Origin of the sequence: Winogradskya consettensis, from assembly GCF_018332715.1 — a bacterium.
GTDB classification, from domain to species: domain Bacteria; phylum Actinomycetota; class Actinomycetes; order Mycobacteriales; family Micromonosporaceae; genus Actinoplanes; species Actinoplanes consettensis.
The window spans coordinates 91,925-118,554 of the sequence record NZ_BOQP01000025.1 but is presented as its reverse complement, the minus strand read 5'-3'; the positions used below and the strand labels follow the sequence as shown (position 1 = coordinate 118,554).

Below are 26,630 nucleotides of genomic sequence, written 5' to 3'. Positions count from 1 at the left end.
ATATGCTGCCCCTTCAATGCGCAAACGAACGATCGCCCTGATCGCCACGGTCCTCGCCGCCGTCGCACTCATCCCGGTGCTGGCCGGGGACGAGCGCGGAAAGCCGGACCCCCAGCCGAGTAACGGGCGGGAGGTTCAAGTCACCCTCAGCCCGGTCGCCGACACCACGATCAGCCAGGTAGTGCAGGACGGCGATCTGAGCGCCAAGACAACGCTGGCGACCTGCCCAACGAGCTGCGAGAACAACACTGCCGGACGGCGGGACGCGCAACTGCGGTTCTCGGTGACAACGCTGCCCGCGAGCGCAACCGACGTGCACGCCACGCTGCGCGTCTACTCGTGGCAGGACTACCCCGCCCGCGTTTCCGTCGGCGACGCGCAGCTTCCCGCGGTGCGAACGGGCTTCAACGAATTCCCGGTCAGCCTCGGCAACGGCACTTTCACACTCTCGCAAGAGGGTTATGACCAGCGAATTTACTGGGCATCGGAGGAAAACGCCGACCCGGCGCTGCGACCCCAGCTGGTGGTCTCCTACCGGCAGGCCGGCTGGAAGCTGGTGTGGGGTGACGAGTTCGACGGCGGCACGCTCGACCGCTCGAAGTGGAACCTGCGCAACGGCGAGGGCCGCGACATCGACCTCGGCTGCAACGTCGACAGCCCGGCCAACACGTTCGTCAGCGGCGGCATGCTGACCCTGCGCGCGCTGCGGCAGAGCGTGGCCTGCGGTTCCCGGACCCGGCAGTTCACGCAGTCGTACCTCGACACCATGGGCAGGGCGTCGTGGCAGTACGGCCGGTTCGAGATCCGCGCGAAGTCCCCGACAACCGCCACCGGCTCCACCGGGCTGTGGCCGGCGTTCTGGCTGCGCCCCGACGACGGCGGCAACGGCGAGATCGACGTCACCGAGCTGCCCGGCGGGGGTGCCTGGTACGACAAGGCCACCGCCTCGATCTTCTGGGACTACACGCCGGTCAAGCAGGACGTCCGGATCCCGCTGCCCGGCGGGGCGCTGGCTTCGGACGGCTTCCACACGTACGCGACCGAGTGGACCGCCGATTCGCTGAAGTGGTACATCGACGACCAGCTGGTCTGGACCCGCGACCGGACCACGACACCATGGTTCGACCAGGCCTTCCACAAGCCGTACAACATCCGGCTCAACACCCAGGTCGGTGGCTGGCTCGGCACCCCGGACGCCGCGACCGTCTTTCCCGCCGATTTTGTCGTCGACTACGTCCGCGTCTATCAGTAGCAGGAGCAAAACCGTGCAGGAAGTTCTGGGGCAACGGCTCGGCTGGGTGGTCCGGGCCGTTTTCGACAACCCCGGCGTGACGGTCAAGGTCGGCGACGACCCCACCGCCACCGTCAGGTACGCCGTGATCCCGGCCCTCGGCAACGCCCGTTTCCTGCTGCCCCTGGCTTCCGCGCGGGTGACCGCGGCGTCGCTGCTGGCGTACAACGCGCTGCGCCCGCCGAAGGTCCGCGCGGGCCGCGCCGCGGTCGGGGTCCTGGCCCGCGTCGGGCTCCTCGGTCTCACCAACGCGCCGGTCCTGTCGGTGCACGCGGACAAGCCGGAGGATCTGCTCTCCGGCTTCCTCGCCGCCGAGCTCGGCTACGGCCGGCTGCACGCGGCGATCGGCATCCGGCCACCGGACCCGCACCACAAGCCGACCCTGCAGCTCTTTGACGACCAGGGCCGCCCGCGCGGCTACGCGAAGATCGGCTGGAACGACGGCACCCGCGCGATGGTCCGCGCGGAGGCAGCCACGCTGGCCGCGCTGCCCGCCGGCGGTGGTTTCCCACCCGCACCGCAGCTCAAGCTGCACACCCAGTGGCACGGCCGGGAGATCGCGGTCATCGAGCCGATGCCCCGCGACGTGCGCCGCATCCGCCGGCCGGACAGCCCCCGGCTCGACGCGATGCTCGCGGTCGCGCGGCGCGGCGGGCCGGCTACTGCTCCGGTTCCCGTGACCGGCCTGATCGCGGGGTGGCGGGACCGGGCGAAGGACGCGGACTCCCGCATCCACGGGTTCATCGACAAGCTTGACACCGGGCTCACACTCGAATTCGGGGACTGGCACGGCGACTGGGTGCCGTGGAACATGGCCCGGCATCGGGGAGGGCTGCTCGTGTGGGACTGGGAGAACCGGGCTGCGGGCGTACCCGTCGGATTTGACCTCGCCCACCAGGCCTTCCAGACGGCCTTGTCCACCCACGGCAAGCCTGCCGCCGCCTGTGCGGAAGCGGTCGACGCTGCATTGGCTGCCTACGGCCCGGCCCTGGGGCTCGACGCGGCCCGGCAGCGGTTTGTCGCGGACGCTTATCTGGTCGAGCTGTGGCTGCGCACCTACGAGTTGTCCGGCGGCGGGGCGGGCTGGAACCCCAAGCTGCATCCCGCACTGCTCGACGTCCTGGAGGCCCGCCATGGGTGAGATCTCGGTCGTGTCGCCCGAGCGGCCGTGGAAAGTCGGCCTCGCGGTGGTCGCCGGCGTCAGCTTCCTGGTGCTGGGCTCTGTCCTCGACGTGGTTACCGGTGTCGCCTGCTTCCTGCTGGCCTGGCGGCTCGCCGCGACCAAGGTGCGGGTCACGCCGTCGCTGATCGAGGATGTCCGGCTGTTCCGCCGGGTCTCCTGGGCGCGCGACCAGGTTGTCGATGTAGTCGTGGGGCGGCCCGGAGGGTTGTGGGCGGGGCAGTGCCTCGTGCTCGTCCTCGCGGACGGCACCGAGGCTGCTCTGCTCGCGTCCCGGGCCTACTCCCGATTTCCGATCGGCTCCCACCCGCAGCGACTCGCGGCGATGGCCGGGCAGCTGCGGGATGCGCTTGTTACTCAGCCCAGCTGAAACGCATCGATAGCCGGTCTGCCAGGGCCGCGTTGTAAGGCTGGTAGTACGCCGTGAGCTCCGCCCGCACGTCGTCATCCATGCCCTTGCTGGGACGGTCGTTGAAGACGTCGTAGGCGGGCAACTCGTACGCCGGCAACCCGACGAACGACAGGATCTGCGCGTACGTCTCCGCCGGCTCCCGGTAGAACGTCTCGCTCGCCACGAACAGCAGCTGGGACCGGTCGAACCGCTCCAGCCACGGCTCGAGATGCTCGAGGTAGCGCCCGCGTGCCCGATACGAATACCAGTCGAACGCGGTGTCATCGGGTTTCGCCGTGGCCGTGCGGCTCTCCTCGGCGGCCAGCGCCTCCCGGAAGTCGAGCGGCTCGACGCCCTCCCCGCGGCGTTCCTTCCAGTGCGAGAAGGCGCGCTCGACCGGGTCCCGCAGCAGCACGACCATCCGCACCTGCGGCATCAGCTCGGCGACCCGCCCCGGCACCTCGGGATGGAACATGTACAGCGGCGCGGCCTCGCCCACCTTCGACGGCCCGCCGTGCTTGCGTTCCAGGGCGGCGCGCTGCCGCTCGGTCGGGAAGTGCGAGCGGTACCAAGCCTCGCCGCGCGACCAGTTCTCCTCGAAGTAGTGCGAGGTCTTGGTGTTCCACGCGGGGAAGAGCCGCGGCACCAGCGGATGCTGGATCAGGTAGTTCCACAGCGAGGTGGTGCCGCCGCGCTTCGTGCCGATGACCAGGAAGTCGGGCAGCGGCCGCCGGTCGCTCGTACGTTCGCCATAGCGGACCAGCAACTCCCTGACCTGCTCCTTCGCACCGGTCGGTGCGACCCCTTTGAGTTTGTCCTTCACACTCATCTCAGCTGCGTCCTCACCGTTTTCAGCGCCGCACGGACCCTGCCGTCAGCGAGTAGTGCCAGGCACCCCGCGACGATCACGGCAAGTGCGACGGCAAGCCCACCCGATCCACGACCCGCCACCATGGTGCCGATCAGGGCCGCAGCGCCGGTCGCGCCCAGTGCCCCCACCGCGGACACCATTTCGGTACGCCCGAACAACGCCTCCCCCAGCGCCCGCCTGGCCAGCACCGCGGCCACCACGTTCTCGACCACGATCCCCAACGACCACGCGATCGCCGCCCCCAGCGCCCCATGACCGGGAACCAGCACCACACACCCGACGACGTTCAGCGCCAGCCCCGCCACACAGGCAAGCAGGTGACCACGGCTGTTCCCGCTCATCAGCAACACGGTCTGCACGAGCCCGACCCCGACATTGACCAGCATCGCCACAGCCAGCACCGCCATCGGCCCCGCACCCGCCCGGAATTCCCGCCCGAACAACGCCAGAAAAGCAGGAGCAAAAACCGCAAGCAACGCGTACGCCGGCCACGACAGCAGAACAATCCACAACGTCGTCCGCCGATAGACCTCCGCCGCCTCCCGCCGCCTCCCCACCCCGAGCAACCGGGACAGCTGAGGCGCGATCGCCACCCTGAGCCCCTGCATGATCAGCAGCCCGGCAAGCGCATAACGCCCCACCGCCGCAAAGACCCCCGCCTCAGCCTGCGTAGACAACGCCCCGGTCAGCAGCACACCCACCCACATGCTGCTCGCATCAATCGCCACCGACGCCGCCCGCGGCAGCGCAAACCCCCAAAACAACCGCCAAGCCGCCCGATCCAACCCGCGCGCCTCGCCAACCCCCGGCCCCAACCCGCGCGCCTCACTGTCCACCCGGCCCAACCCGCGCGCCGCGTTCTCCCCCAGCGGCCCGCGCGCCTCGACGTCCACCCGGTCTAACCCGCGGGCCGCGTTCTCCCCCAGCGGCCCGCGCGCCTCGCCGTCCACCAGCGGCTCGCGCACCTCGACGTCCACCCGGCCCAACCCGCGGGCGTCGTTCTTCGCCAGTGGCCCGCGCGCTGTGCTTTCCAACCGGTCCCCTCCGCGCGTTCCCCCTGTCGAATTGGGCGATTTGCGAGGTTTACCGATCAGTGCAATCGCGATGATCAACGCGGCGGCGATCGGCAGCAGCCACCCGGCGAAGCCGAGCAGCACCCCGCCCCCTGCCAGCACCGCGGCGATCATCAACACCGGCCGCACAATAGGGACAAACAGGAACTGCACCCCGACGTAGACGGCAACCGGGCGCGTGGCCCGCACAGCCGCCAGCAGCACCGTCGACGCCACGATCACCGGAACGCCGACAAACGCCAGCCGAATCAGCCCAACGCCGCCCCCGTCATCAAGCAACGCCCGCGAGATCGGCCCGGCCGCCGCAAGCCCGACCACCGCGACCGCCACCGACAAGCCCACCGTCGGCAGCAGCGCAACCGGCAGCAGGGCCTCACTCTTTTGCGGACTGCGCGGAATCGCCCACATCAGACCCGTGTCAGCGCCCAGGCAACAGACCGCCCCGACGATGGTCACCAGCCCGATGACGCTGAACAGCGCCCCCGACCCGTCCGCGCCGAACGTACGCACGATGACGGTGGTCAGCACGAAGCCGAACGCCCCGTTGACCGCGGCGCCGATCAGCCCGATCGCGCCACTTCGCGTGCTCTGGCGTACCTCAGATGTTGCCGTCACTAAATCCCTTTGCCGCGTTTCTGGGCCATGCGCAGGGCCCGCTCGCCGGTCATCAACCCCATGATCACCGGGAGGGTGACCAGGACCCGCTTCTCGGTGGGGTTGAGACGCAGGACGGCGGCCAGCTCTTTGATCGCTTCGGTACGCCGATGGCCGGACGCGAGCGCGAAAGCGATCTGCCCCCGCAGCCGGGCCATGCCCTCACGGCTCTCGGCCAGCTCGGGATGCTTGGCGATGAGATACCGCTGGGCCTCGACGATCATCGCCCAGCGGCCGAAGTAGTACGAGCCGCCGTGCCAGTCCACGATGACCAGGGCGGCGGGGACGATCGCGATCGGGGTCTGCGCGGCGACGCGCAGGAGCCACTCGTAGTCCTCGCTGTAGCCGCCGGGGATGTTCTCGTCGACCTCGCCGGCCGCGGCCCAGATCGAGCGGCGTACCAGCATGGTGCTGGAATGCACCTCCATGACCCGGTCGGCGAGGAAGTCACGCAGATAGACCCGGTCGGTGTCGAGGATGCGTTCCTTGTCGATGCCGGGGCCGCGCAGCCGCAGCCCGCAGCTGACCGCGCCGACCTCGGGGTGGGCCAGCAGCGCCACCTGCCGGGTCAGCTTCGAGGCGAGCCAGATGTCGTCGTCGTCGCAGAAGGCGAGCAGCTCGCCGGTGGCCGCGTCGACGCCGCTGTTGCGCCCGCCGGGCAGGCCCTGGGTGCGGGTGTTGCTGATCAGTTTGAGGGCGCGGTTGGGGCCGACCTCCACCACCAGATCGCGGACCTGCACGTGGTCGTAGACGACGATGCACTCGACCCGGCCCACGTAGTCCTGGTTGAGGATGCTGATGACCGCGCGTTCGAGGAGCCCGGGACGGTCGCGGGTGGCGACGACCACAGTGACGTCGGGCGGGCGGTTATGCACCGCTGCCTCCGGTCAGCACAAAACCGACGGTCCTGGCACCGGCCGACCGCAGGCGGTCGACGAGACGGCTGAGTTCACCGCTACGGGTACGGTCCCGGGCCACGACGAGCACAGCGACGCCGTCCTGGGCGGACCGGACGCCGCGTTCGTCGGACTCCGACGGCGGGGCATCCACCACCACGACACCGACGCTGGGCTCGTCGCCCAGCTGGCAGAGCCGCACCACGCCACCGCCGATGAGCACGACCAGCGGCGAGCGGCTGTCTGCGGGACTACCGCCACCGGACACGGGCTGGGCCGAGACCGGGGCGGCGGCCGGAATCACCATCGTCGCGTTCGGATCCATCTTCACCGCGCCGGGCGAGGCCACCCCGGCTGCGGCGCCGTACACGCGGGTGACGCCGGGAGCGGGGCTGACCGGTGCACGGCTGCTGCCGTTGAGGCCCGGTTTCGGGGGCTTGGGGGGTGTGCGGGGCCGGGGCGGCGTACGTTTCTGGGCTGCGAAGAGGATGCGTTTGACCTCCTCCTGCGACTCGACCGCGGCGGCCAGCGTGACATCGCGGCCGGCCTCGGCGAGCGCGACCGCCAGGTTGCCGGTGACCGCCGTGCGGCCCTCGTCGTTGCGGCCGGAGAGGATCACCAGCGGGCTGTCGGGGTTCTCGTCGATCCAGTTGAGCAGCGCGAGCGAGACGTAGCGGGCGTCGGCAGCGGCGGCGGCCTCCTGGCTGCGCGCGGACCGCACCGAGCCCAGCGCGGGCAGCCCGATCAGGTCGGCGGCCTGCTCACCGGAGCGGATCCTGCGGTCCATCGCCTCGCGGGCGTGCGCACCGATCATGCCGAGCAGCAGCCCGCCGAGCAGCGCCGCGGCGATGAACAGCAGCGCGGCGTCGTGGCTGGACGGCACCGGTGCGCGGGCGGCAGCGGTGATCGAGCCGGGGCTCAGGTCTGCGGAGGCGACCTTCGCGCGGGCGTTCGCGAGCTGGGCGATCTGGTCGTTGAGCGCGCTGACCTGGTTGAGCATGGCCTGCGTACGCGGTGTCATGGACTCCACGCTGGACTTGTCCGACGGCAGGCCCTTCTGCGCGGCCTGCCGCTGCGACGTCACCGACTTGATGGTGTTGTCGTAGGACAGCATCAGCGCTGCCCGCTGCTGCTTGTAGATGTCCTCGCGGACCCGCAGGTACGTCTCGGCAGCGGTGTTCGAGCCGGTGATCGAGCTCTGCTCAGTGTCGTCGGCGTACTCGAAGCGCAGCACCTGACCGCCGGTGGGGACCTCGGTGGTCAACGCCTCCCGTACGGCGTCGGGGTCACGGTTGAGGATCTTGGCGGTCGAGTCGATGACGTCGTTGCCGAGCGCGACGCCGTTCTCGGCGGTCATGTTGATGGCCCGGTCCGCGCCGCCCGCGGGCAGCGTGAACGGGTCGGTCACCACGGGCCGCAGCACCACGACCGTCGTCGCGGTGTAGGTCGCCGGGATCACCAGGAGGTACAGGAGGACGGCCAGGGTGAGGCCCACGGTGACACCTGCCACCAGGCGCCAGCGGCGCAGCGGAATCCTGACGATGTCCGCAAAGCCGACGACCCGCTGCCGGCTGCCGGCTACGGAATCGGTCACATCCATGGTCGTCTCCTGGTAGAACGTGGTTCGGGGCCCGGCCTCACGGCCGGACCCCTTCGTGCGTGCTCTTTAGGACGTCGCGAAGAACAGGGTCGGGTTGTTCCACGTCGCCGCGGTGCTGGACGCCGCGAGCTGGGTGGAGTTGGCGCCGACCACGGCGGTGGCCGCTGCCGGATCGAATCCGACTGTACGCAGGGAGCCGCCGGTCGAGCCATAGACGATCTTCCCCGAGACCCACGTCAGGCCGCGCACCGTGTGCCAGTCGATACCCGAGGTGGGCAGCGTGTACGCGGTGTCGCCCACGATGTAGCCGTCCGGTGTCAGGTAGCGGTAGAACAGCGCGTTGTCCGTCGACGTCGTGTAGTACAACCGGCCCGCCAGGTAGAACGCGCCGGTCAGGCTCGCCGCCGGGAACCAGCTGTTGTAGCCGCTGCCGACCCACGGTGCCCCCGCGGCGCCGGCGCTGAACACCGAGATGTTGAGGACGCTACCGCTGGACGTCGAGCTGTCCGCCTTGGCCCAGACGAGCTTGTTGGACAGCGCGAACGCCGCCTTGGCCCCGGTGAGCTGCGGCTGGCTGCTGGTGGCCGGCGTCCCCAGGCCGGTGCCTGTGTACGCGACCTTCTTCACCGTCCCGGTGCTCGTACCGAGGTAGAGGTAACCGGTCGCGGTCTTCGGCGCGTCGAGCACGCCGATCGCGCGCCCGCCCGAGTCGGGGAAGTAGCCGAGCCGGCCGTGGTACTCGTTGCCGAGCCCGTCGGAGTCCTGACCGAGGAAGAGCCCGTTCGGTCCCTTCCAGAGCTCCCACACGATCGCGCCCCAGCTCACGCCGTCGGCCGGCAGTGCGTCGCCGGGCGACCGGGTCGGGTTCCAGGCGATCGGGCGGCCGTTCTGCTGGTCGAGCGCGGCCACGCCGTAGCGGTCGACACCGCCGTCGCCCTTGGCGTCCACGCCGTTCGCGTTGTTCTGCCAGCGGAAATGACCGGCGACGTAGACGACACCATCGGCGACCTCGAGCGAGGTGACCGAGTCACGGCCCGTGTAGGCGACCCAGGTGGCCTTGACGTTGGTGCCGCGGTCGGCCGTCTCCCAGCGGGCGGTGGCGTCGCAGTACGCGTCACCGCTGGCGCCGTCGGCCACGATTACGAAGAAGCTGCCGTCGTCGGAGAAGTCCACGTCACGGGCGTAGAACGGGAACGCGTCGCTGGCGCAGGCCGCCACGTAACGGTCGGTCACCCAGTTCGCCACTGTGGGCGTACCCGTCGAGGTGTCGATCATGACCACCTGGTTGCGGGCATTGCCGTTGACCGTCGTGAAGTTGCCGACCGCGACGACGGTCTTGCCGTCGGGCGCGACCGCGAGGCCCCAGACCAGCTCGCTGGAGTTCGGGTAGGGCCGGGCACCGCTCGCGTCGATCTGGAACGTGGTGTCGATCGCGCCGGTGGTGGCGTTCAGGCGGGCCAGCAGCGAGTGCTGCGTGCCGTTCACCCAGTGGAAGGCGCCCGCGATGTACAGGTTGTTGCCCTGCACGATCGCGCGGCGGACCGTGCCACCGTCACCGCGGCCGGCCCAGGAGGCAACTGTCGCGCCGCTGCCCGGGTCGAGCTCGACGAGGTTCTTGCGGGCGACACCGTTGACCGTGCCGAAGCTGCCACCGACGATGAGCTTGCTGTCGGGGCTGACCGCGAGCGTCTGCACCGCGCCGTCGAGCACCGGGGCGAACCCGGTCTGGATCGCGCCGGTGTTGATGTTGTACGCGATCAGGTTGTTCGCCGCCGACCAGCTGCTCGCACCCGCCGCCTTGACCCCGGTGAACGAGCCACCGGCGTAGACGATGTCGCCGATCTGCGCGAACGCGCGCATGCTCCCGTTCTGGGCGTGCGGCGTGTTGTCCGCCGGGTTCGCCGTGACCAGGGTCGCCGCCGCGGTCGGCGGGACGTACACGGCGCTCGCCGGCACAGCGGTGAGCCCGACCATCAGGCCTGCCACCACTGCGGGCACCAGCGCCCTGCGCTTCAGGGACACAAATCCTCCTCATCGGTACTGCTGTTCCACACGAACGGTGCTGCTCCGGGGGCGGCCCGCACCGTCCAAGCCGCTGCCGAGCGCAGATCCGCGAGGGTGACGTCCTCCGCCTCGCGGGCCACGACCAGCTTCCTGCTCTCCAACTCCTGCGCCATCTCGACCTGGTGGTCGTCGACGTGCTCGCCGTGCGCCTTGCGCCGCGGGACGTACAGCGCCCGCTTGCCGGCCTGCATGGCTGCCAGCGCCGACCCCACACCTGCGTGGGAGATGACGACGTCCGCCTCGGCGAGGGCGGTGCGCATCTCGGCCATCGGCACCTGCCGGCGGGCACCGGTGGGCATTGTGTCGACAACCGTCGCACCAACCTGCCAGAGGACCTCCCACTCCGGGGGTATCAGTCCCATCAGGTGGGTCAGCAGCCGCGGAAACGTGTAGCGCTCATGCGTGCCGAGCGTGACCACTACCTTGCGTACGGGTAATGGATCGGTCAGTGCCTCGGCCTCGAACGCGTCGAAGATGGACCCGCCGTAGCTCCATTCCCCGCCCGCCAGGTCCGGATACTGCGTGTAGAGACGCACTCCCGGCACCCGCGCGGCGAGCTTCCCCGTCAGCGACGGTCCCTGCGTGCGCGTGGCGCTCTCGATGTAGAAGCACTCGATGCCCATCGCCGACGCCGGCACGAAGAACGCCATGGCGACGCTGGCACCGGTGCTGATCACCCGCTCGTAGCGCTCGGCCTTGAGCATCCGGCGGGCGACCACCATGTCCTTGACCAGCCCGACCGCGTCACGGCTGGTGGCGGGCGGCACGAAGACCACGTCCTGACCTGCCAGCAGCGACCGGCTCTGCGGGCTGTCGAACGTCACCCAGCGGATGTCCCCGAGGTTCAGCCGCGGCGCCAGGTTGTGCAGCTCGGCGAGGTGACCGCCGGTCGACGCCACCAGCAGACTTCTAGTACGCACCGGAACCACGCATGACCGCCATCGCCGTTCGCATGAGGATCACCAGGTCGACCGTGAGCGACCAGTTCTCCACATATCGGATGTCCAACCGGATCGAGTCCTCCCATGACAGGTCGGAGCGCCCACTCACCTGCCACAACCCGGTCATCCCGGGCCGGACCACGAGCCGTCGCCGCATGTCGTCCGGATACTGCTCCACCTCGGCGGGCAGCGGCGGCCGCGGCCCGACCAGCGACATCTGCCCCAGCAGCACATTGATCAGCTGCGGCAGCTCGTCGAGCGAATAGCGCCGCAGGATCCGCCCGGCCCTGGTGACCCGGGGATCGTCGCGCATCTTGAAGAGCACGCCATCGCCCTCGGCGGCCTGACGCATCGCCGCCAGCCGGGCCTCAGCGTCCACGTGCATCGTCCGGAACTTGTTCATCCGGAACGTCTCGCCGCCCCGCCCGACCCGAACCTGCCGGAAGAAGACCGGCCCGCCGGTGTCCAGCTTGATCACCAGCGCGACGGCCAGGAAGACCGGCGCGAGCAGCACGAGCAGGCCCAGCGCGACCGCGACGTCGAAGACCGCCTTCACCAACCGCCGGCCGCCGGACAGCGTGGCATGCTCGATGTGCATCATCGGCAGCCCGTCGACCGGCCGCACGGTGATCCGGTCACCCGCCGTGTCCACCAGCGATGACGACACGATCAGGTCGATGTCGTCGCGCTCCAGCTCCCACGCCAGCCGGCGCAGCATCGGGCCGTCCAGCTCCGGGCAGGACAACACCATCACGGTGTCGGCCCCCGCAGCCGCGGCCGAGTTGGCGGCGGCACCGAGCCCGCCGTAGATCGGCACGTCAAGCGTCTTCCCGTCGGCGATCTGGTCGAGCGGCAGGCACGCGCCGATCACCTGGAACCCGTGGTGGTAGCGGCGATGCAGTTGCCCGGTCATCTTGGCCACCGCCGGGACGTGGCCGAGCACGAGCACCCGGTGCATGCAGGCACCACCGCGCCGGGCCCGCTGCAGGATCTTGCGCAGCGCGAACCGGCCGGACAGCGCCAGGAAGGTGGTCAGCACAAGAGCGATGAGCAGGTAGCCCCGGGCGATGTCGGTGTGGGCCACGTAGGACGCCAGCACGATGACCAGCGTCAGATGCACGCCGGCCCGTATGACCCGCTGATACTCCTCGCCACCGACGAACAGGACCCGGCGCTCATAGGCGTGGCTCAGCGCGAGCAACCCCACCCAGGCCGGCGGGATCAGCACGGACAGCACTATGTACCAGTCGGCATAGGCAGCGCCCTGGAAGCGGAGCACGAACGCGGCGAGCGTCGCGATGACCGCCGCTCCGAAGTCGACCAGCAGCAGCAGCTTGACGTAGCGCGCTTCCCACACCCAGCGATCGGCGTGGCCGCGCTCCCCGAGCTCCCTTTCGGTGAACCCCGAATACTGCGGCGTCCGCGGTATCTCCTGTGTCGCGACCTCGTCGGCCGCCGTTTCCGTCGTCGTCACGACGCCTCTGCCTCCGATGAGGCCCCACGCCCGCTCGGCAATTTCAAGCTGTCCACAGTCACGCACCCCACCTACAACCCTGGCGGTGAACGCTAGACGAAGATCGCGTATTTACCGAACCCGCGTTTCGCAATCTTTATCGGCGCCTATCACGAATCTCCGAAGGCCTTTGCCGTTTACCCTGATCCACTTCGGACAAAATAGCAGTCGAAGCAGACCCGAAGGAAGGCTCGCGCGGATGTCCGGTTTTCCACTCATACGCCCCGTCGAATTGTCCGGGTCGAGAACTTAGTGGTACCGAACGGTAGCACACGGACGGGCACTCCCCGGCCGCCGGTGGAGTTGTGATCTTCGATACGAAACGGCGCGGACCGACCACCGTCGCCACTGGACGCCAGGTCGCCTCTGCGTACTTGACAGTGTCCTATGTAGCCGTTCTCAGTTAGCGTCGAGTCAGCTCCCAGTTGGCTCCCAGCGACCATTTGGGAGCGCTTCCATGGCTGACTCCGCGTAACCGGCGGTCCGCTACAGATCATCGGGCCGACCTTTGTTCACCGTAGTGAAAAAAGATCGGCCCGATAGGATATCGACTAAAAGTTTAGCTATTGACCAGCCGCAATGCGAGTGCCGGGCACCGATCCACGGCCCGTTTTGCGTTCTTCTGGAGCGCCCGCGGGACGGCGGGTTCCACGGCCCCGTCCCGCGCCAGCGGATAACCCCACTCGTCCTCCACCAGGATCTCGCTCAGCAACTCGGCACAGAGCCCCCGCCCGTCACACGCCGTCCAGTCGATGTGGAGTCTGTTTTCGCTCATCGCGCCTCCTCCGCCACACAACGTCCGGCCAGGTGAGCCGCAACATCGGCGTCGAATGTGCGCATCGCGCTACGAATCATGCGCACACTGCCATCCGGATGCCGGCACGCACCCCGCCCGCTCACCAGCAGGCTCAACCGCTCAACCTCCCGCACAGCATCAACCTCCCGCCCCAGCCCAGCCCGCCCCCGCCGATGTGCAAGATCGGTAAGCGTCGTCGCCAGCCGCGGCAACCCGTTGACGCAAGGCCCGCACTGCCCGGCAACCTCCCCAGCGAGATACCCGGCGATCCGCGCGGTCTCCACGAGCCCACAGACCCCGACCGGCAGCGCCACCACGATCCCCGCCCCCGGCGAAGCCCCGTACGGCGCAAGCCCGGCCCGGCTCACAGCCAGCTCCGGAAGCGCCGGCACCCATCCACCGTGATACCCGCCGACCAGCACCGCCTGCAGCCGTTCAGCAGGCCCCCCAGCGGCATCCACCAGGTCCCCCAGCCGCACGCCGTACCCCGCCTCGACAACCCCGGGAACCCCCACCGCCCCACCAACAGTCGCAAGGAACGTCCCCGGCTCCTCGGCGGTGCCGGCCTCCCGGAACCAGTGCGGCCCGAACCGCGCGATCAACGCCAGATGAGCCAGCGTCTCCACGTTCTGCACCAGCGTCGGCGCACCCCCCACCCCGGCCTCGGTCACCCGCACCCGCTTGTCCGAAGGCACAGCAGCCCGCCCCGCAACGGCGTTGACAACCGCAGACTCCTCCCCCGCCACAAACCGCTCCGGCGCAACAACCACACTCACCGGCACAGGATCGAGCCCCGCCCCCCGCCGATCCCCCAACGCCGCCCGAACCCCCACCGCAGAAGCCGCCGCAACATACAAATAGGCCTGCCGAGCCCCCACTGCCCCCGCCACAATCTGCAACCCATCAAGAACCAGATGCGGTTGGTACGCCATCAGCGCCCGGTCCTTCCCACTGGCCGGCTCCCCCTCCGAGCCGTTCCCCACGACCACCGGAACACCGCTCGCCCCCAGCACCGCCTCCACCTTGCGCCAGGTCGGAAACCCCGCCCCACCCCGCCCGGTCAGCCCCGCATCCCGCAGCAACCCCACCAGCTGAACACCATCCAACCGCGGCGGCCGCGCATACCGAGCCAGGTGCGTATCAAGCCTCCCGTCAGTGGAACCAGCAAGCAGCCGCCGCCCCACACCCGGCAGAACATCCACAACAGTCATCAGAAGTCCTCCCTCTTGCCGGTCCCGTATTCGACCCGCCCGGACCCGACCAGACCGGATCCAAGGCCCTCGGCTTGAACCTCCCCGACGCGCCCTTGCCCAGCGCGCCCCTGCCCGACATGCGCCCGCCCCAGATGGACCTGCCCGGCCTGGACCGGCCCTGCCTGGACCGGCCCGGGGTGGGCCTGTCCTGCGTGAACCCGCCCCGCATGGACCTGACCCGCATGGACCTGACCCGCATGGACCTGCCCGTGGTTCTGGCCCGCATGGACCTGCCCGTGGTTCTGGCCCGCATGGACCTGCCCATGGTTCTCGCCCGCATGGACCTGCCCATGGTTCTCGCCCGCATGGACCTGCCCATGGTTCTCGCCCGCATGGACCTGCCCATGGTTCTCGCCCGCGTGAACCTGCCCATGGTTCTCGCCCGCGTGAAACTCCGCGGCCTGGACCTGCCCCGCCTGGGCCTGCCCGGGGTTTTGACCCGCGTGGACCTCCGTGGCCCGGACTTGCCTGGAGCGAGGCGGCCCGGAGCGAGGCGGCCCGAAGCGAGGTGGCCCGGCCTGGACGGCTCGGGTTGGGTCTGGGGTGGGTGATGGACCGGTGGTGGCGGCCGGGGTTGGGCGGCGGCGGGGGGCTCGGGTGGGGTGGGGGTTGAAGGCTGGGGTCAGGCGCCAGGTCAGGGCGGCGAGGACCAGGGCGACCGAGGTGGCGGTGACTGTGCGCAGCCACCAGGTGCTGCCGTCCGTGCCGGTTTGGAGGCCGTGGAGCACCGCGATGGGCCAGCAGAGGTAGGCGAGCCAGTGCACGGCACGCCAGGCGCGGGCGCCCAGTCGTTGGCGCAGGAGGCTGGTCACGATCAGCGCGATGATCAGGTCGAAGGCGAGGGTGCCCAGGCCCAGCCAGAACGGGCGGTAGGCGCCGGTGAAGGGCACGAAGAGGTCGAAGAAGCGCAGTTGGGCGTACGGGTCGAAGTAGAGGCTGACCACATGTCCGGCGAGGAAGACCACCGCGAGCAGCGCGGCGTTGCGGTGCAGGAGGTTGACGGCGAAGCGGGGCAGGCCGAACGCGGGCTGCCCGGAGCGCGCGCCGATGCCCAGGGCGACCACGATGGAGAGCAGGACGAGCGAGACCAGCCCGGTGCCGCGCCCGAAATACCAGAGGGCGTCGGTCATTCCGGCCACCCGCCCAGCCGCGTCTCGTCCAGGCCCGGGGTGACGAGCCTCGACGGGACATTCCCGAGCAGGTCGACCGCCCCGTGCCCGCGGACGATCGCGGCGGTGCTCAGTGTGTTGGCTCGCAGGCACGAGAATGCGGCGACGGAGACCGTACGCCAGACCGGGCTCACCGGAAGCCCGGTCCGCGGGTCGAGGATGTGGTGCAGCTGCTCGCCGGGACGGCCCCAGACGCGGCCGGCCGTGCTGGACGTGGCGAGGGCGGCGCCGGCTGGGAGCCGGATCACGCAGCTCGGGTCGCCGGGCCGGTCCTGCACGAGCACCCGCCATCCGCCGTCGGGCGCGGGCCCGGCGGTGGCGATGTCCCCGCCGAGAGCAACCATGACGCCGACCCCTAGCTGCACAGCCACCCGGGCAGCGGCCCTGTCCGCGGCGGCGGCTTTGGCAGTGGCGCCGAGGTCCAGCAGGACGCCGTCCGGCACGGTCAGCAACTCTCCGTCGAGCCGGACGCTGCGCCAGTCGGGCGTGGCGAAGACGCGGACGGCGGGGGCCACCTGCTGCCCGGTGATCGCAGCGAAGTCCCGGTCGTAGCCGAGCCCGCACAACGCCCCGCCGACGGTCGGGTCGACGTCCCCGCCGGTCTGCCGTGCGGCGGCCAGGGCGGCGCCAACGAGGTCGGCCAGCAGCGGGCTGACGGTCACGGGCAGCCCCCGGGACCGGCAGGCGTCGCGCAGCTCGGAGTCGGGCCGGAACCGGCTGCAGGCGGCGTCGACGGCGGCCAGCTCGGCGCGGACCAGGGCTGCGGCGTCCTCGACAGCGGCCGGGTCGGTGACCACGATGCGCGCGGTGGTGCCCCAGACGGACCACTGCGCGGTGTCGGCGCCGACCGGAAGCATCTCGATCAACGGCATCTCAGGAACCTCCCGACGTCGATTGCCCGGAGTCGCTGCCCCCGCTGGAAAGCTGCGGCGAGTTGCTGCTGGAGCTGTCACTGCTCGAACCGCTGGAGCTGCTGTCACTGCTCGAACTGTCACTGCTCGAACTGCTGCTGCCCGCAGAGTCGCTGCCCGAAGTGTCGGTGCTGCTAGAGCCGGTGCTGCTGGAGTCGGTGCTGTCGGTGGTCGTGGAGGAGTCCGTGCTGGTGGAAGTGCTGCTACTGGAGGTGGTCGCGGCATGGGCCGCCACCCCCGCTGCCAGCGTGCCGGCGATGCCGGCTGCCACGAGCGCTCCTGTGATCGCGGTAGTGCGGCGTAGTGCCTTGTCCCGGTCCATCGGATCGCCTCCCTCTTTGTTGACGACTCAACCAATGTGCGGGGGCAACCTCTCTCAGCCCTGTGGCCCTGCTGAGCGCTTCCTGTGGATGCTCGTCAGAGCATTCCGAGCTCCATGGCCCTGGTGACGGCGGCGGTGCGGTCGTCGACGCCCAATTTGTTGAAGGCCCGCAGCAGGTGCGTTTTGACCGTCGCCTCGGAGATGCCCAGCCCGCGGCCGATGTCGGAGTTGGTCGCCCCGCGGGCCACCAGCCGCAGCACCTCCGCTTCCCGGGCCGAGAGGCTCGGCACGGCAGGACTGCGAACCTGCCGCACCAGCGTGGAGGCAACGCTCGGCGCAAGCACCATCTCGCCCCGGGCGGCGGCCCGGACCGCCGTCGCCAGGTCGGCCGGGGTCGTGTCCTTCAGCAGGTAACCCCCGGCACCGGCCTCGATCGCGCGCAGGATGTCACGGTCCGACTCGTAGGTCGTGAGCACCAGCACCCGCACGCCCGGCACCCGCCCCAGAATCGCACCGGTCGCCTCGACCCCGTCTCCACCCGGCATCCGCAGATCCATCAGCACGATGTCGGGCCGCAGCTGCACGGCGAGGGCGACACCCTCGGCACCCGAAGAAGCTTCCCCGACCACGTTGAGGTCGGCCTCGATCTCCAACATCCCCCGCAGCCCGTGCCGGACCACGGGATGATCGTCCACCAGCAGGATCCGAATCATGCCGGGACCTCCAATTCGACGGTGGTGCCCTGGCCCGGGGCGCTCCGCACGGACAGCGTGCCCCCGGCCTGCTCGGCTCTGGACCGCATTCCGTTGAGACCGAACCCGGGAGACTCCCCGCCGGTGAACCCGCAACCGTTGTCGCGAACAGTCAGCCGGACCCGACCCACGGCATAGGCGAGCACCACCGTCACCTCGGTCGCCCCGGCATGCCGGCGGATGTTGGTGAGCGCTTCCTGCGTCGTCCGCAGCAGCACGACCTCGAGCGCGGTCGGCAGGTGGCGCGGCTCCCCGGTCGTGCGGAACGTCGCGGTGGCGGGGGTGCCGTTCGTCGCTGCCCGGGTGACCTGGCGGCGCAGCGCATCGGGCAGCGAGTCCGTGCCCAGGGCGGAAGGCGTCAGGGCCGCGACCAGGGCACGGGACTCGGCCAGGTTCTCCTTCGCCGTCTCGACGGCCAGTCGCAGCCGCTCGTCGGCAAGCTTCGGGTCGGCGGCCTGAAGCAACGTGATGATGCTGGTGAAGCCCTGGGCGAGCGTGTCGTGGATCTCGCCGGCCAGCCGGGTGCGCTCCGCGGCGACCCCGGCCTCGTGCGAGAGCCGGCCGACTTCGGCTCGGCTGCTCTCAAGCTCGGTGATGAGCTGGGCCCGTTCCTGGCTCTCTCCCATGACCCTGGTGATGAACAGTCCGAAGCCGGCGGAGACCACGGTGGTCATGACGAAGATCGGGCCGTACACCGTGACGAACTCGTAGTCCTGGCCGCCACGGACGTAGCCGGCAAGGATCGGTACGAGGTTGGCGGCGACCACGGCGATAATCGCCTTACGCAGCGTCAGGATCAGGAACAACATCGGGCAGACCGCGAACAGCACGTAGTTGACGGTCCCGACCACATACGAGCCGGCCGCGAAGGCGAGCACGATCGTCGCCGCATACCAGGCTGCTGCGCGCCCATCACGCACCACGCGACGCCCCCAGAGCCCGTAGAGACCGGCGATGGCCACGATCGCCAGCTCCGCGTAAGCAGTGTCGGGGCCTCGCTCGAAGGCCACCGTCACGCCCACGCCGACCAGCACCACCGCGAAGAAGAGGTCCCAGAATCCTTGAGGCATCAGTCGCGTCGGCTCGTCCAGCGGAACGTGGTCAGGCACAGCACCAATCCGACCACACACCAGGCACCGAGAACCAAGGCGATACGCCCGTGCTCCCAGGCACCCCCCGCTTCGAAAGTGGTGGCGGCGTCCGGCAGGAAGACCGAACGGAAGCCCTGAGCCATCCACTTGACCGGGAAGACCGACGCGAAGGTGATCATCCAGTCGGGCAGCTGGGTGATCGGGTGGATGAAGACACCGGAGAGGAACTGCAGGGCGACGACCGGAACGTTGAGCACCGCGCCGGCCGTGCGGGAATTGCGGACCAGGGCGCTGGCGGCGATGCCGAGCAGACCGCAGGACGTCACGCTCAGCACGAACAGCCACGCGAAGGTCACCCAGCGGCCCGCCTCGGACGGCAACGGCATGTCGAAGACGAGCACCCCGACCGCGAGCAGCACCACGACCTCCCCCGCGGTCAACGCGGCCACCAGGATCAGCTTGCCCAGGAAATAGGCGGTGGCGGTGACCGGTGTGCCACGCAGCCGCTTGAGCGTGCCGTCCTCCCGATCGGTCGCGATGCCGACGCCCATCGTGATGAACGAGGTCGAGATCACCCCGTAGGCGATCATGCTGGAGGTGAACACCTGGGCTGCGCTGAGCCCGGGCAGGTCGTAGCTGTCGGTGAAGATCGCCCCGAAGAGCAGCAGCAACATCGCGGGGAAGAAGAACGTGAAGATGAGCGAGGTCTTGTCCCGCATGAATTGCAGGAGCTCGATCCCGCCGCGCCGGACACCGATCGTCAGGGTGCTCACCGCGGGTGCGAGAGACGTCGTGGTCATCGAGCTTCTCCGATCAGGGCGAGATAGGTGTCCTCCAGCGTGGGACGGGTGACGGTCAGGCCGGTGAGATCGGCACCCTCCGCGACCAGCCGCATGATCAGGGCGACCGGGTCGGCCGCGTGCTCGCGGTGACCGCCGGACCAGCTCACCACGGCCTCCGCGGTGGCCCGGCCGCCGAGCGTCGCGGGCGTCCCCTCGGCCACGATGGCACCGTCGGCGATGACGGCGAGCCGATCGGCGAGCGCCTCGGCCTCGTCCAGATAGTGCGTGGTCAGCAGGATCGTGCTGCCCTCGGCGGAGAGCCTGCGGATGAGATGCCAGAACTGCCGCCGCGCCTCGGGGTCGAAGCCGGTGGTGGGCTCGTCGAGAAATACGATCTCGGGGCGCCCGACGATCCCGAGCGCGACGTCGAGCCGGCGGCGCTGGCCGCCGGAGAGAGTGCGGACCTTGGCCTTGGACTTGTCGGTGAGGCCGACGAGATCGATGACCTCGGCGGCCCCGCGGGGGTTGGGGTAGCAGCCGCCGATATGCCGCACGATCTCGTGCACGGTGAGGTCGGCGGCGTCGGATGTGGATTGCAGCACGATGCCGATGCGCGCCCGCCAGTGCCGGTCGGCGTGCCCTGGGTCGAGGCCGAGCACGGTGACCTCGCCGGAGGTGCGACGACGGTGCCCCTCGAGAATCTCGACGGTGGTGGTCTTGCCTGCGCCGTTGGGACCGAGCAGGGCGAACACTTCGCCGACCTCGACATCGAGGTCAAGGCCATCGACGGCGTGGTGGGATCCGTAGGTCTTCCGGAGGCCCCTGACATTTATCGCGGTCATGCCGTTGAGCCTGCCGGGCCGGGCCGTTTCGCGGGACGACCGAGTGACGGTCAACCACTGTCCACCGTTCGGTGGACAGCCGCGTGACTACTCCCAGCGGAACTTGCGCGCGGCCAGCGTCAGCGCGACGGCGGCCCAGAGCGTGAGGCTGAGCCAGATCGAGCCCGGCACCGCGGTACCGTCCGTGAGCGTGTCACGCAACGCCTGGGCGTGCGCGGCCAGCGGGAGCACGAAATATCCCGCCGTGCCCAGATCGGGAGCGGCGAACATGATGCCACCGGCGGCCAGCATCAGCACGTAGATCAACGTTGCCCCCGCGGTCACCGTCTCCGGGCGCAGCAAACTGGCGATGAGCAGGGCGAACCCGCAGTAGGCGGCGGTCGCCAGCACCGTGACCCCGACGGCGGGCAGCACGTGTGAGAAATCGGGACGCCAGCCGACGACCACGCCGACCAGCGCCAGCGCGAGGATCTGGATGCCGACCAGGCAGAGGATCGCCGCGGTCTTCGAGAAGAGCAGGCCGGGGCGGGTGAGCGGGGAGGCGCCGAGCCTTTTCAACACGCCGTAGCTGCGCTCATAGCCGGTCGTGATCGCCTGCCCCGTGAACGCGGTGGACATCACCGTCAGGGCGAGCACGCCGGGCACCACGTAGCCGAGCCTGTCGTCGGTGGGCACGTTGGTGGCCTCGGTGAGACCGGCGCCCAGCAGCACGAGCAGCGGCACGCCCATGGCCAGCACGACGGCTTCACCGCGGCGGGCGGTGAGCACGAGCTCCATGCGTACCTGACTCTTGAGGATGTCGCGCATCGGAGCGCGACCCGGCGACGGGGTGAAGGTTCCGGTTGTCATCGGGTCGCTCCCGCGGTCAGGGCCAGGTAGACGTCTTCGAGCGTGCGGCGGCGGGTGTTGACCGCGGTGACCTGAGCCCCGGCCCGCGCGAACCAGGCCAGCACCTCGGCGAGCGACTCCGTGTCGAGCGTGCCCGCGATCGCATACTCGCCGGGGCCGTCCTCCGTCACCTTGGCGTCGAGTTGCTCGGCGAGCGTCGCTATGGCGAGGCCGGGCTCAGCCCGCACCTGCAGGAGGTCGATGCCGGCAGCGGCCGTGAGCTCGGCGGGCGTGCCGGTTGCCGCGACGGTGCCGTTGTCCATGATGACCACGTGGTCGGCCAGACTTTCGGCCTCGTCGAGCAGGTGGGTGGTGAGCAGCACCGAGACGCCGTCGGCGCGCAGGCTGTCGACGAGCTCCCACGTGGTCTGCCGGGCGCCGACGTCCATGCCGGCCGTCGGCTCGTCGAGGAAGACCAGCTCGGGGCGGCCGACGAGCGCGACGGCAAGGGAGAGTCGCTGCTGCTCGCCGCCGGAGAGCCGGCGGAACCGGGTCTTGGCGAACTTCCGCAGGCCGAGGCGATCGAGCAGCATGTCCACGTCGAGCGGATCGGCTGCGTACGATGCGAAAAGCCGGAGGATCTCCCCTGCGGTGGCCCATGGATAGACGCCGCCCGACTGCAGCATGATGCCGAGCCGCGGCATGAGGTCGTCGTGATCGGCTATCGGATCGAGGCCGAGCACCCGCGCAGAACCGCCGTCCGGGCCGCGGAAACCTTCGCAGACCTGGAGCAGGCTTGTCTTTCCGGCGCCGTTGTTGCCGAGCAGGGCAAGGATCGAACCGCGCGGGACGGAAAGTGACACTCCGTCAACGGCTGTGACCTCGCCGTACTTGACGACGACGTCCCGCACCTCGACGGCGTTCTCAAGCATGCCCGAACTGTACTTGGCACTTCGCGGGGAACCCCCGGGGTGTGGCCCAGACCGCCGTTTGCCGGTATGCTCGGCCTTGGGAGCGCTCCCAAGCACCTGGCGACGCTCTTGGAAATGAGTCTGCGGGGGCAGGCCGCCGATCCGGCAACGGTTCCCCCCGGGACCTGCAACGTCACGCAGGTCACCGGGTCGGCGGCCTGACACTGCCCGCCTTGTAGGGTTTCCCGCCATGAGTCCGGTCAGTGCGGTGGAGATCTACACGGATGGCGCGTGCGTGCCCAACCCGGGACCCGGGGGCTGGGGTGCGGTGCTGCGTTGGGGCACCAGTGAGAAGGATCTCTGCGGCGGCGAAGCCGGCCAGACGACCAACAACCGCATGGAACTGATGGCCCCCATTCGCGCGCTGGAAAGCCTCAACCGCGCGCCTCTGACCGTGCTGCTCTACACGGACAGCATCTACGTGCGGGACGGCATCACGAAATGGCTGCCACGCTGGAAGGCCAACGGCTGGCAGACCTCGGCGAAGCAGCCGGTGAAGAACGTCGACCTCTGGCAGCTCCTCGACACGGCCGTGCGCCGTCATGACGTGCAGTGGCACTGGGTGAAGGGCCACGCCGGGCATCCCGAGAACGAGCGGGCCGACCGGCTGGCAGCTCGCGGCCTGCAGGAAGCCGTGGCCGCGGCCCGCGTCTGAAAATGTCGTACCCCCGGCCTAGCGTTCCCGGGCATGAGACACGGGGTGATTCTGCCCGGCGGGACCGGGCCCGAGCAGCTTGATCAAGCAATCCTGGCCGAACAGGCCGGGTGGGACGGCGTCTTCGTCTGGGAGGCGGCGTCCGGAGTGGACGCATGGAGCCTGCTCGCGGCCATGGCAGTGCGCACGAGCCGCATCCGGCTCGGCACGATCCTGACGCCACTGCCGTGGCGGCGCCCCTGGAAGGTCGCGAGTCAGGTCGTCACGGTCGACCAGCTCTCCGGCGGCCGCGCGATCCTGGGTGTCGGCGTGGGCGCGGTGACGACCGATCTGCCCCTGACCAGCGAGGTCACCGATCTGCGCGAGCGCGCCGCGATGCTCGATGACGGCATCGACCTGATCCGCACGTTATGGGCGGGAGGCACCAGCCACCACGGGCCGCACTACGACTACGAGGTCGAGCGTGACGACCTGGCCGAGGTGGGCAGACCGGTGCAGGAGCGGGTGCCGATCTGGGTCGTCGCGGCCTGGCCGCGACCAAAATCCCTGCGGCGCGCGCTGAGGTGCGACGGCGTCATCCCGCAGGGCCTCGAAACCCCCGATGATGTACGAGCTATGCGCGCCTGGTTCGCCGACCGCGGCGCGCCGCCGGGGCTGGAGATTCTCACCGAGGGCGAGACCCCGGCCGACGACCCGATCGCCGCGCGGGAGCAGGTCACGCCGTGGGCCGAGGCCGGCTGCACGTGGTGGATGGAGACACGCTGGGAGATGCCGCACCACGGCCCCGAGCGGATGAGGCAGATCCGGGAGCGGATCGCCGCGGGGCCACCGTCATGATCACGCCGTTCACGATCCGGGCGGGCGATGACGAGCTGGCCGATCTTCGCGAGCGGCTCCGGCGCACGAGATGGCCGGAGCCCGCCACCGTCGAGGGCCGGGCGCAAGGTGTCCCGTTGGAGCGAATGCGCAGCCTGTGCGCATATTGGGCCGATGGATACGACTGGCGGGCGACCGAGGCCCGGCTCAACGAGCTGCCGCAGTTCCGGACGGAGATCGACGGGCTCGGCATCCATTTCGTGCACGCGCCTTCGCCCGACCCGGACGCCACCCCGCTGATCCTGACGCACGGATGGCCCGGATCGATCGTCGAGTTCGCCCGGGTTGTCGCGCCGCTCACCAGGGACTTCCACGTGGTGTGCCCCTCCCTGCCGGGGTATGGCTTCAGCGACAAGCCGGCGACCACGGGCTGGACGGTCGAGCGCATCGCCCGCGCGTGGATCACCTTGATGACGCGGCTCGGCTACGACCGTTTCGGCGCTGCCGGGCACGACTGGGGGACGAGCATCAGCACCAGCATCGCCCAGCAGGCACCCGGGAGAGTCATCGGCCTGCACCTCGTCCCACCGCTGGTCGCACCGGATCCGGCGACGTCCGGCGAGCTCACCGCAGCCGAGCAAGCGGCGCTCGACGATCTGGAAACCGCCGGCCAGGACGGCGACGCCTACTCACTGCAACAGACAACCAGACCCCAGACCATCGGGTACGCCCTGACGGACTCCCCTGCCGCCCTGTGCGCGTGGATCGTGGAGAAGTTCGAGGCGTGGACCGACGGCGACCGGCTCACCGACGACGATCTGCTCGACAACCTCATGCTCTACTGGCTGCCGGGCACGGGTGCGTCCGCTGCCCGGCTCTACGCGGAGAGCTTCCGCGATGTCCAGGCACGGTTCCGGGTGGGCACCTCCGACGAGATAGCCGTGCCGACCGGCTGCACGATCTTCCCGAAGGAGAATCCCCGGCCGTCCCGGCGCTGGGCGCAGCGGCGTTTCACCGACATCCGCTACTGGAGCGAGCCCGAACGCGGCGGGCACTTCGCCGCGTTCGAGCAGCCGCAGCTTTTCGTCGAGGAGATCCGGGCATGCTTCCGCGCGCTCCGGTGATCTTCCGAGGACCCGTCTGGGCAGCGATCGTGGAGATCGTGGCGCGGCTGGCCGGGACGCTAAGTGCCCGGCCGGCCACGGAACGGGGGTCAGGAAGTCGCGGCGGGAGCGCCCGAAGGCGGGGTGCCACCGGGAGCGCCCCCACCTCCAGGAGCGCCGGACGGTGGGGTGCCTCCGGGGGCTCCGGACGGTGGGGTGCCACCGCCTCCGGGAGCTCCGGACGGCGGGGTGCCACCGCCTCCGCTGGGGGCGGCTCCGCCACCGGTCTCCTTGCCGGACGGGTCGACCGCGATCGAGAGGGTCGCCTTGTAGCCGGCGTCCACGCTTCCGGTGATGGCGGCGAGTTCGGTCGCTGCGGAGTCGTCGCCGAAGACGTTGTCCGTCGCCAGCGTCACCTGGCTCATGTTGGTGACGCTCCTGCTGTAACCGTCCGTCTTGTAGACGACGTCGGCGACGTCCTCGGGGATGGCGATCTGCGACGTCTTCACGATGGGGCCGTCGCCGCTCGTGGCATTCGCCACCGAGGAGTAGACCTCGAAGTGGATGTGCGGCCAGCGGCCCGAGTAGCACGCCGGGAAGATACTGGTGAACGTCACTGTGCCGGTGTCGTCCGTCTCTTGGATGCCGCGCAGGTAGTTCTGGTCGGTGATGCCCTGCGAGTAGAGCGAATAGTTGCCGTCCCGGTCGCAGTGCCAGGCGTAGACCGCCGCCCCGGTGACCGCGGCGCCGTTGAGATCCTTCACCACCAGGGAGAATTCGAGGGGCACTCCCTCCGCGGTCCCGCTCGCGTCGCCGAAGGAGGTGCGGATGTCCTTGCGCACGATGCCGTCGAGGGTGCGCACGTCCGGGCCGTTCGAGCCGTCCGCGGGGTAAGGGCCGGCCGTCTCGGACTCCACCTCGGTGACCGACCCGCTCGCAGCCGAGGAAGCAGACGAGGAAGCACCGGCGGTCGAGGTCGAGTCGTCGCCGCAGGCCGCGACCAGAGCCAGCGTTCCCATGCCGCCGAGCCCGGCGAGCAGCCGGCGCCGCGACATGGTCCGCAGGTCGAAGTACAGTCCCTTGTCGTGGACCCTTCGCACGTACGCGGCGTTGTCTTCTGGTTCCTGCATCGGTGTGGCCTCTCCTCAAACCTCGGGAACGGATGCGACAAGCAAAGCGACGACGACTGTGGGTGACCTGTGACGGTGTTGTGTAGCCCGGATGAGCGGGTAATCGTCCGGGTGAAACACCTTCCTCCGGCGCACGAGGGGTCCTAGGCTCGCCGCGTGCCGACCGATCTCTACATCTCCACCGACATCGAGGCGGACGGGCCGATCCCCGGTCCGTACTCGATGCTGTCCTTCGGCATGGCCGTCGCCGCGACGTTCGACGGGACAACGTTCAACCGGCTGGAGGGTGACACCTTCTATCGGGAGTTGCAGCCCATATCGCCCGATTTCATACCCGAGGCTCTCGCGGTGAGCGGGCTCGATCGGGCGGCACTCGCACGGACCGGCGCCGCCCCGGCCCTGGCGATGGCCGAAAACGTGGCGTGGCTGGCCGAGATGGCCGACAAGCACCAGGCCCGGCCGGTGTTCGTGGGCTACCCGCTTGGCTTCGACTGGATGTTCACGTACTGGTACCAGGTGCGTTTCACCGGCGGCTCCCCGTTCGGGCACTCGGCTCATCTCGACCTGAAGACCCTGTTCGCGCAGAAGGCCCATCGGCCGATCCGCGGCGTGGGCAAGCGTTCGATGCCGCGGCACCTCCTCGGCGACAGCCCGCACACCCATCACGCCCTCGACGACGCGGTCGAGCAGGCACAGCTGTTCTGCAACGTCTTCGAATGGGACGGCATTTAGTAA

Annotated in this window: 26 protein-coding genes; 8 read left to right on the top strand and 18 right to left on the bottom strand. The window is 69.7% G+C overall.

What is annotated here, in order from left to right; translation table 11 throughout:
* The first annotated feature begins 16 nt into the window (after positions 1–16).
* Genes Aco04nite_RS23630 through Aco04nite_RS23620 form a run of 3 tightly spaced genes read left to right on the top strand, consistent with a single transcriptional unit; the run spans position 17 to position 2,841 of the window.
* Entirely contained in the window at positions 17–1,252 is a 1,236-nt protein-coding gene (locus Aco04nite_RS23630) for a glycoside hydrolase family 16 protein (RefSeq protein ID WP_212999431.1), read from the top strand.
* Complete coding sequence (locus Aco04nite_RS23625; RefSeq protein WP_438874934.1) at positions 1,221–2,432, top strand: hypothetical protein; 1,212 nt, start codon at positions 1,221–1,223, stop codon at positions 2,430–2,432. Before Aco04nite_RS23630 ends, Aco04nite_RS23625 begins: the two co-directional genes overlap by 32 nt.
* Entirely contained in the window at positions 2,425–2,841 is a 417-nt protein-coding gene (locus Aco04nite_RS23620) for a hypothetical protein (protein WP_212999430.1), read from the top strand. Before Aco04nite_RS23625 ends, Aco04nite_RS23620 begins: the two co-directional genes overlap by 8 nt.
* Here Aco04nite_RS23620 and Aco04nite_RS23615 read toward each other — a convergent pair.
* The 11 genes from Aco04nite_RS23615 to Aco04nite_RS23565 all read right to left on the bottom strand — a co-directional run bounded on the left by Aco04nite_RS23615 (position 2,825) and on the right by Aco04nite_RS23565 (position 16,564).
* Positions 2,825–3,691 carry a sulfotransferase domain-containing protein gene (locus tag Aco04nite_RS23615; RefSeq protein WP_212999429.1) on the bottom strand — a complete coding sequence of 289 codons (867 nt, stop codon included), beginning with the start codon at positions 3,689–3,691 and terminating at the stop codon, positions 2,825–2,827. The genes Aco04nite_RS23620 and Aco04nite_RS23615 overlap by 17 nt on opposite strands.
* Entirely contained in the window at positions 3,688–5,421 is a 1,734-nt protein-coding gene (locus Aco04nite_RS23610; protein WP_244876234.1) for a lipopolysaccharide biosynthesis protein, read from the bottom strand. Before Aco04nite_RS23610 ends, Aco04nite_RS23615 begins: the two co-directional genes overlap by 4 nt.
* Positions 5,421–6,335, bottom strand: coding sequence for a glycosyltransferase family 2 protein (locus tag Aco04nite_RS23605; RefSeq protein WP_203839102.1), 915 nt, complete (start codon positions 6,333–6,335; stop codon positions 5,421–5,423). Before Aco04nite_RS23605 ends, Aco04nite_RS23610 begins: the two co-directional genes overlap by 1 nt.
* Positions 6,328–7,956, bottom strand: coding sequence for a hypothetical protein (locus Aco04nite_RS23600; protein WP_212999428.1), 1,629 nt, complete (start codon positions 7,954–7,956; stop codon positions 6,328–6,330). The genes Aco04nite_RS23605 and Aco04nite_RS23600 overlap by 8 nt, the downstream gene beginning before the upstream one ends.
* Positions 7,957–8,022: 66 nt before the next feature.
* Positions 8,023–9,930 (bottom strand): delta-60 repeat domain-containing protein, encoded by a 1,908-nt coding sequence (locus Aco04nite_RS23595; RefSeq protein ID WP_212999474.1) that lies wholly within the window; start codon positions 9,928–9,930, stop codon positions 8,023–8,025.
* A 38-nt stretch (positions 9,931–9,968) separates the two neighbouring features.
* Positions 9,969–10,940 carry a glycosyltransferase gene (locus Aco04nite_RS23590; protein ID WP_212999427.1) on the bottom strand — a complete coding sequence of 324 codons (972 nt, stop codon included), beginning with the start codon at positions 10,938–10,940 and terminating at the stop codon, positions 9,969–9,971.
* Entirely contained in the window at positions 10,930–12,435 is a 1,506-nt protein-coding gene (locus tag Aco04nite_RS23585) for a sugar transferase (protein WP_244876233.1), read from the bottom strand. The genes Aco04nite_RS23590 and Aco04nite_RS23585 overlap by 11 nt, the downstream gene beginning before the upstream one ends.
* Before the next feature lie 598 nt (positions 12,436–13,033).
* Entirely contained in the window at positions 13,034–13,249 is a 216-nt protein-coding gene (locus tag Aco04nite_RS23580; RefSeq protein WP_212999426.1) for a ferredoxin, read from the bottom strand.
* Positions 13,246–14,481 (bottom strand): NADH-ubiquinone oxidoreductase-F iron-sulfur binding region domain-containing protein, encoded by a 1,236-nt coding sequence (locus Aco04nite_RS23575; RefSeq protein ID WP_244876232.1) that lies wholly within the window; start codon positions 14,479–14,481, stop codon positions 13,246–13,248. The genes Aco04nite_RS23580 and Aco04nite_RS23575 overlap by 4 nt, the downstream gene beginning before the upstream one ends.
* Positions 14,481–15,653, bottom strand: coding sequence for a ferric reductase-like transmembrane domain-containing protein (locus Aco04nite_RS23570; RefSeq protein WP_244876231.1), 1,173 nt, complete (start codon positions 15,651–15,653; stop codon positions 14,481–14,483). The genes Aco04nite_RS23575 and Aco04nite_RS23570 overlap by 1 nt, the downstream gene beginning before the upstream one ends.
* The gene (locus tag Aco04nite_RS23565; RefSeq protein ID WP_212999423.1) at positions 15,650–16,564 is read right to left on the bottom strand and encodes an FAD:protein FMN transferase; all 915 of its coding nucleotides are present in this window, start codon (positions 16,562–16,564) and stop codon (positions 15,650–15,652) included. Before Aco04nite_RS23565 ends, Aco04nite_RS23570 begins: the two co-directional genes overlap by 4 nt.
* Before the next feature lie 62 nt (positions 16,565–16,626).
* Here Aco04nite_RS23565 and Aco04nite_RS23560 point away from each other — a divergent pair, with 62 nt between their 5' ends.
* Positions 16,627–17,052, top strand: a complete 426-nt coding sequence (locus Aco04nite_RS23560) for a hypothetical protein (protein ID WP_212999422.1) — start codon at positions 16,627–16,629, stop codon at positions 17,050–17,052.
* On the opposite strand, the gene Aco04nite_RS23555 is transcribed toward Aco04nite_RS23560, so the two are convergent.
* The 6 genes from Aco04nite_RS23555 to Aco04nite_RS23530 all read right to left on the bottom strand — a co-directional run bounded on the left by Aco04nite_RS23555 (position 17,021) and on the right by Aco04nite_RS23530 (position 22,152).
* A complete protein-coding gene (locus Aco04nite_RS23555; protein ID WP_212999421.1) occupies positions 17,021–17,638 on the bottom strand; it encodes a response regulator in 618 nt (205 codons plus the stop codon). The two genes, Aco04nite_RS23560 and Aco04nite_RS23555, sit on opposite strands and share 32 nt — an antisense overlap.
* A complete protein-coding gene (locus Aco04nite_RS23550; RefSeq protein WP_244876230.1) occupies positions 17,635–18,786 on the bottom strand; it encodes a sensor histidine kinase in 1,152 nt (383 codons plus the stop codon). The genes Aco04nite_RS23555 and Aco04nite_RS23550 overlap by 4 nt, the downstream gene beginning before the upstream one ends.
* Positions 18,747–19,568 carry an ABC transporter permease gene (locus tag Aco04nite_RS23545; RefSeq protein WP_203839110.1) on the bottom strand — a complete coding sequence of 274 codons (822 nt, stop codon included), beginning with the start codon at positions 19,566–19,568 and terminating at the stop codon, positions 18,747–18,749. Before Aco04nite_RS23545 ends, Aco04nite_RS23550 begins: the two co-directional genes overlap by 40 nt.
* Positions 19,565–20,392, bottom strand: coding sequence for an ABC transporter ATP-binding protein (locus Aco04nite_RS23540; protein WP_212999420.1), 828 nt, complete (start codon positions 20,390–20,392; stop codon positions 19,565–19,567). The genes Aco04nite_RS23545 and Aco04nite_RS23540 overlap by 4 nt, the downstream gene beginning before the upstream one ends.
* 87 nt (positions 20,393–20,479) lie before the next feature.
* Entirely contained in the window at positions 20,480–21,241 is a 762-nt protein-coding gene (locus tag Aco04nite_RS23535; RefSeq protein WP_212999419.1) for an ABC transporter permease, read from the bottom strand.
* Positions 21,238–22,152 (bottom strand): ABC transporter ATP-binding protein, encoded by a 915-nt coding sequence (locus Aco04nite_RS23530; RefSeq protein ID WP_212999418.1) that lies wholly within the window; start codon positions 22,150–22,152, stop codon positions 21,238–21,240. Before Aco04nite_RS23530 ends, Aco04nite_RS23535 begins: the two co-directional genes overlap by 4 nt.
* Positions 22,153–22,381: 229 nt before the next feature.
* On the opposite strand from Aco04nite_RS23530, the gene rnhA reads away from it, so the two are divergent.
* From rnhA to Aco04nite_RS23515, 3 genes are read left to right on the top strand one after another with little or no spacing between them, the layout of a single operon-like run.
* On the top strand, positions 22,382–22,846 hold the full coding sequence (gene rnhA, locus Aco04nite_RS23525; protein WP_212999417.1) for a ribonuclease HI: 465 nt from the start codon (positions 22,382–22,384) through the stop codon (positions 22,844–22,846).
* A gap of 33 nt (positions 22,847–22,879) precedes the next feature.
* On the top strand, positions 22,880–23,683 hold the full coding sequence (locus Aco04nite_RS23520; RefSeq protein WP_212999416.1) for an LLM class flavin-dependent oxidoreductase: 804 nt from the start codon (positions 22,880–22,882) through the stop codon (positions 23,681–23,683).
* A complete protein-coding gene (locus Aco04nite_RS23515) occupies positions 23,680–24,786 on the top strand; it encodes an epoxide hydrolase family protein (RefSeq protein WP_212999415.1) in 1,107 nt (368 codons plus the stop codon). The genes Aco04nite_RS23520 and Aco04nite_RS23515 overlap by 4 nt, the downstream gene beginning before the upstream one ends.
* A gap of 89 nt (positions 24,787–24,875) precedes the next feature.
* On the opposite strand, the gene Aco04nite_RS23510 is transcribed toward Aco04nite_RS23515, so the two are convergent.
* A complete protein-coding gene (locus Aco04nite_RS23510) occupies positions 24,876–25,895 on the bottom strand; it encodes a dioxygenase family protein (RefSeq protein ID WP_212999414.1) in 1,020 nt (339 codons plus the stop codon).
* Between the two features lie 156 nt (positions 25,896–26,051).
* Between Aco04nite_RS23510 and Aco04nite_RS23505 the strand changes: the two genes are divergently transcribed.
* Complete coding sequence (locus Aco04nite_RS23505) at positions 26,052–26,627, top strand: 3'-5' exonuclease family protein (RefSeq protein ID WP_212999413.1); 576 nt, start codon at positions 26,052–26,054, stop codon at positions 26,625–26,627.
* Positions 26,628–26,630: the final 3 nt, after the last annotated feature.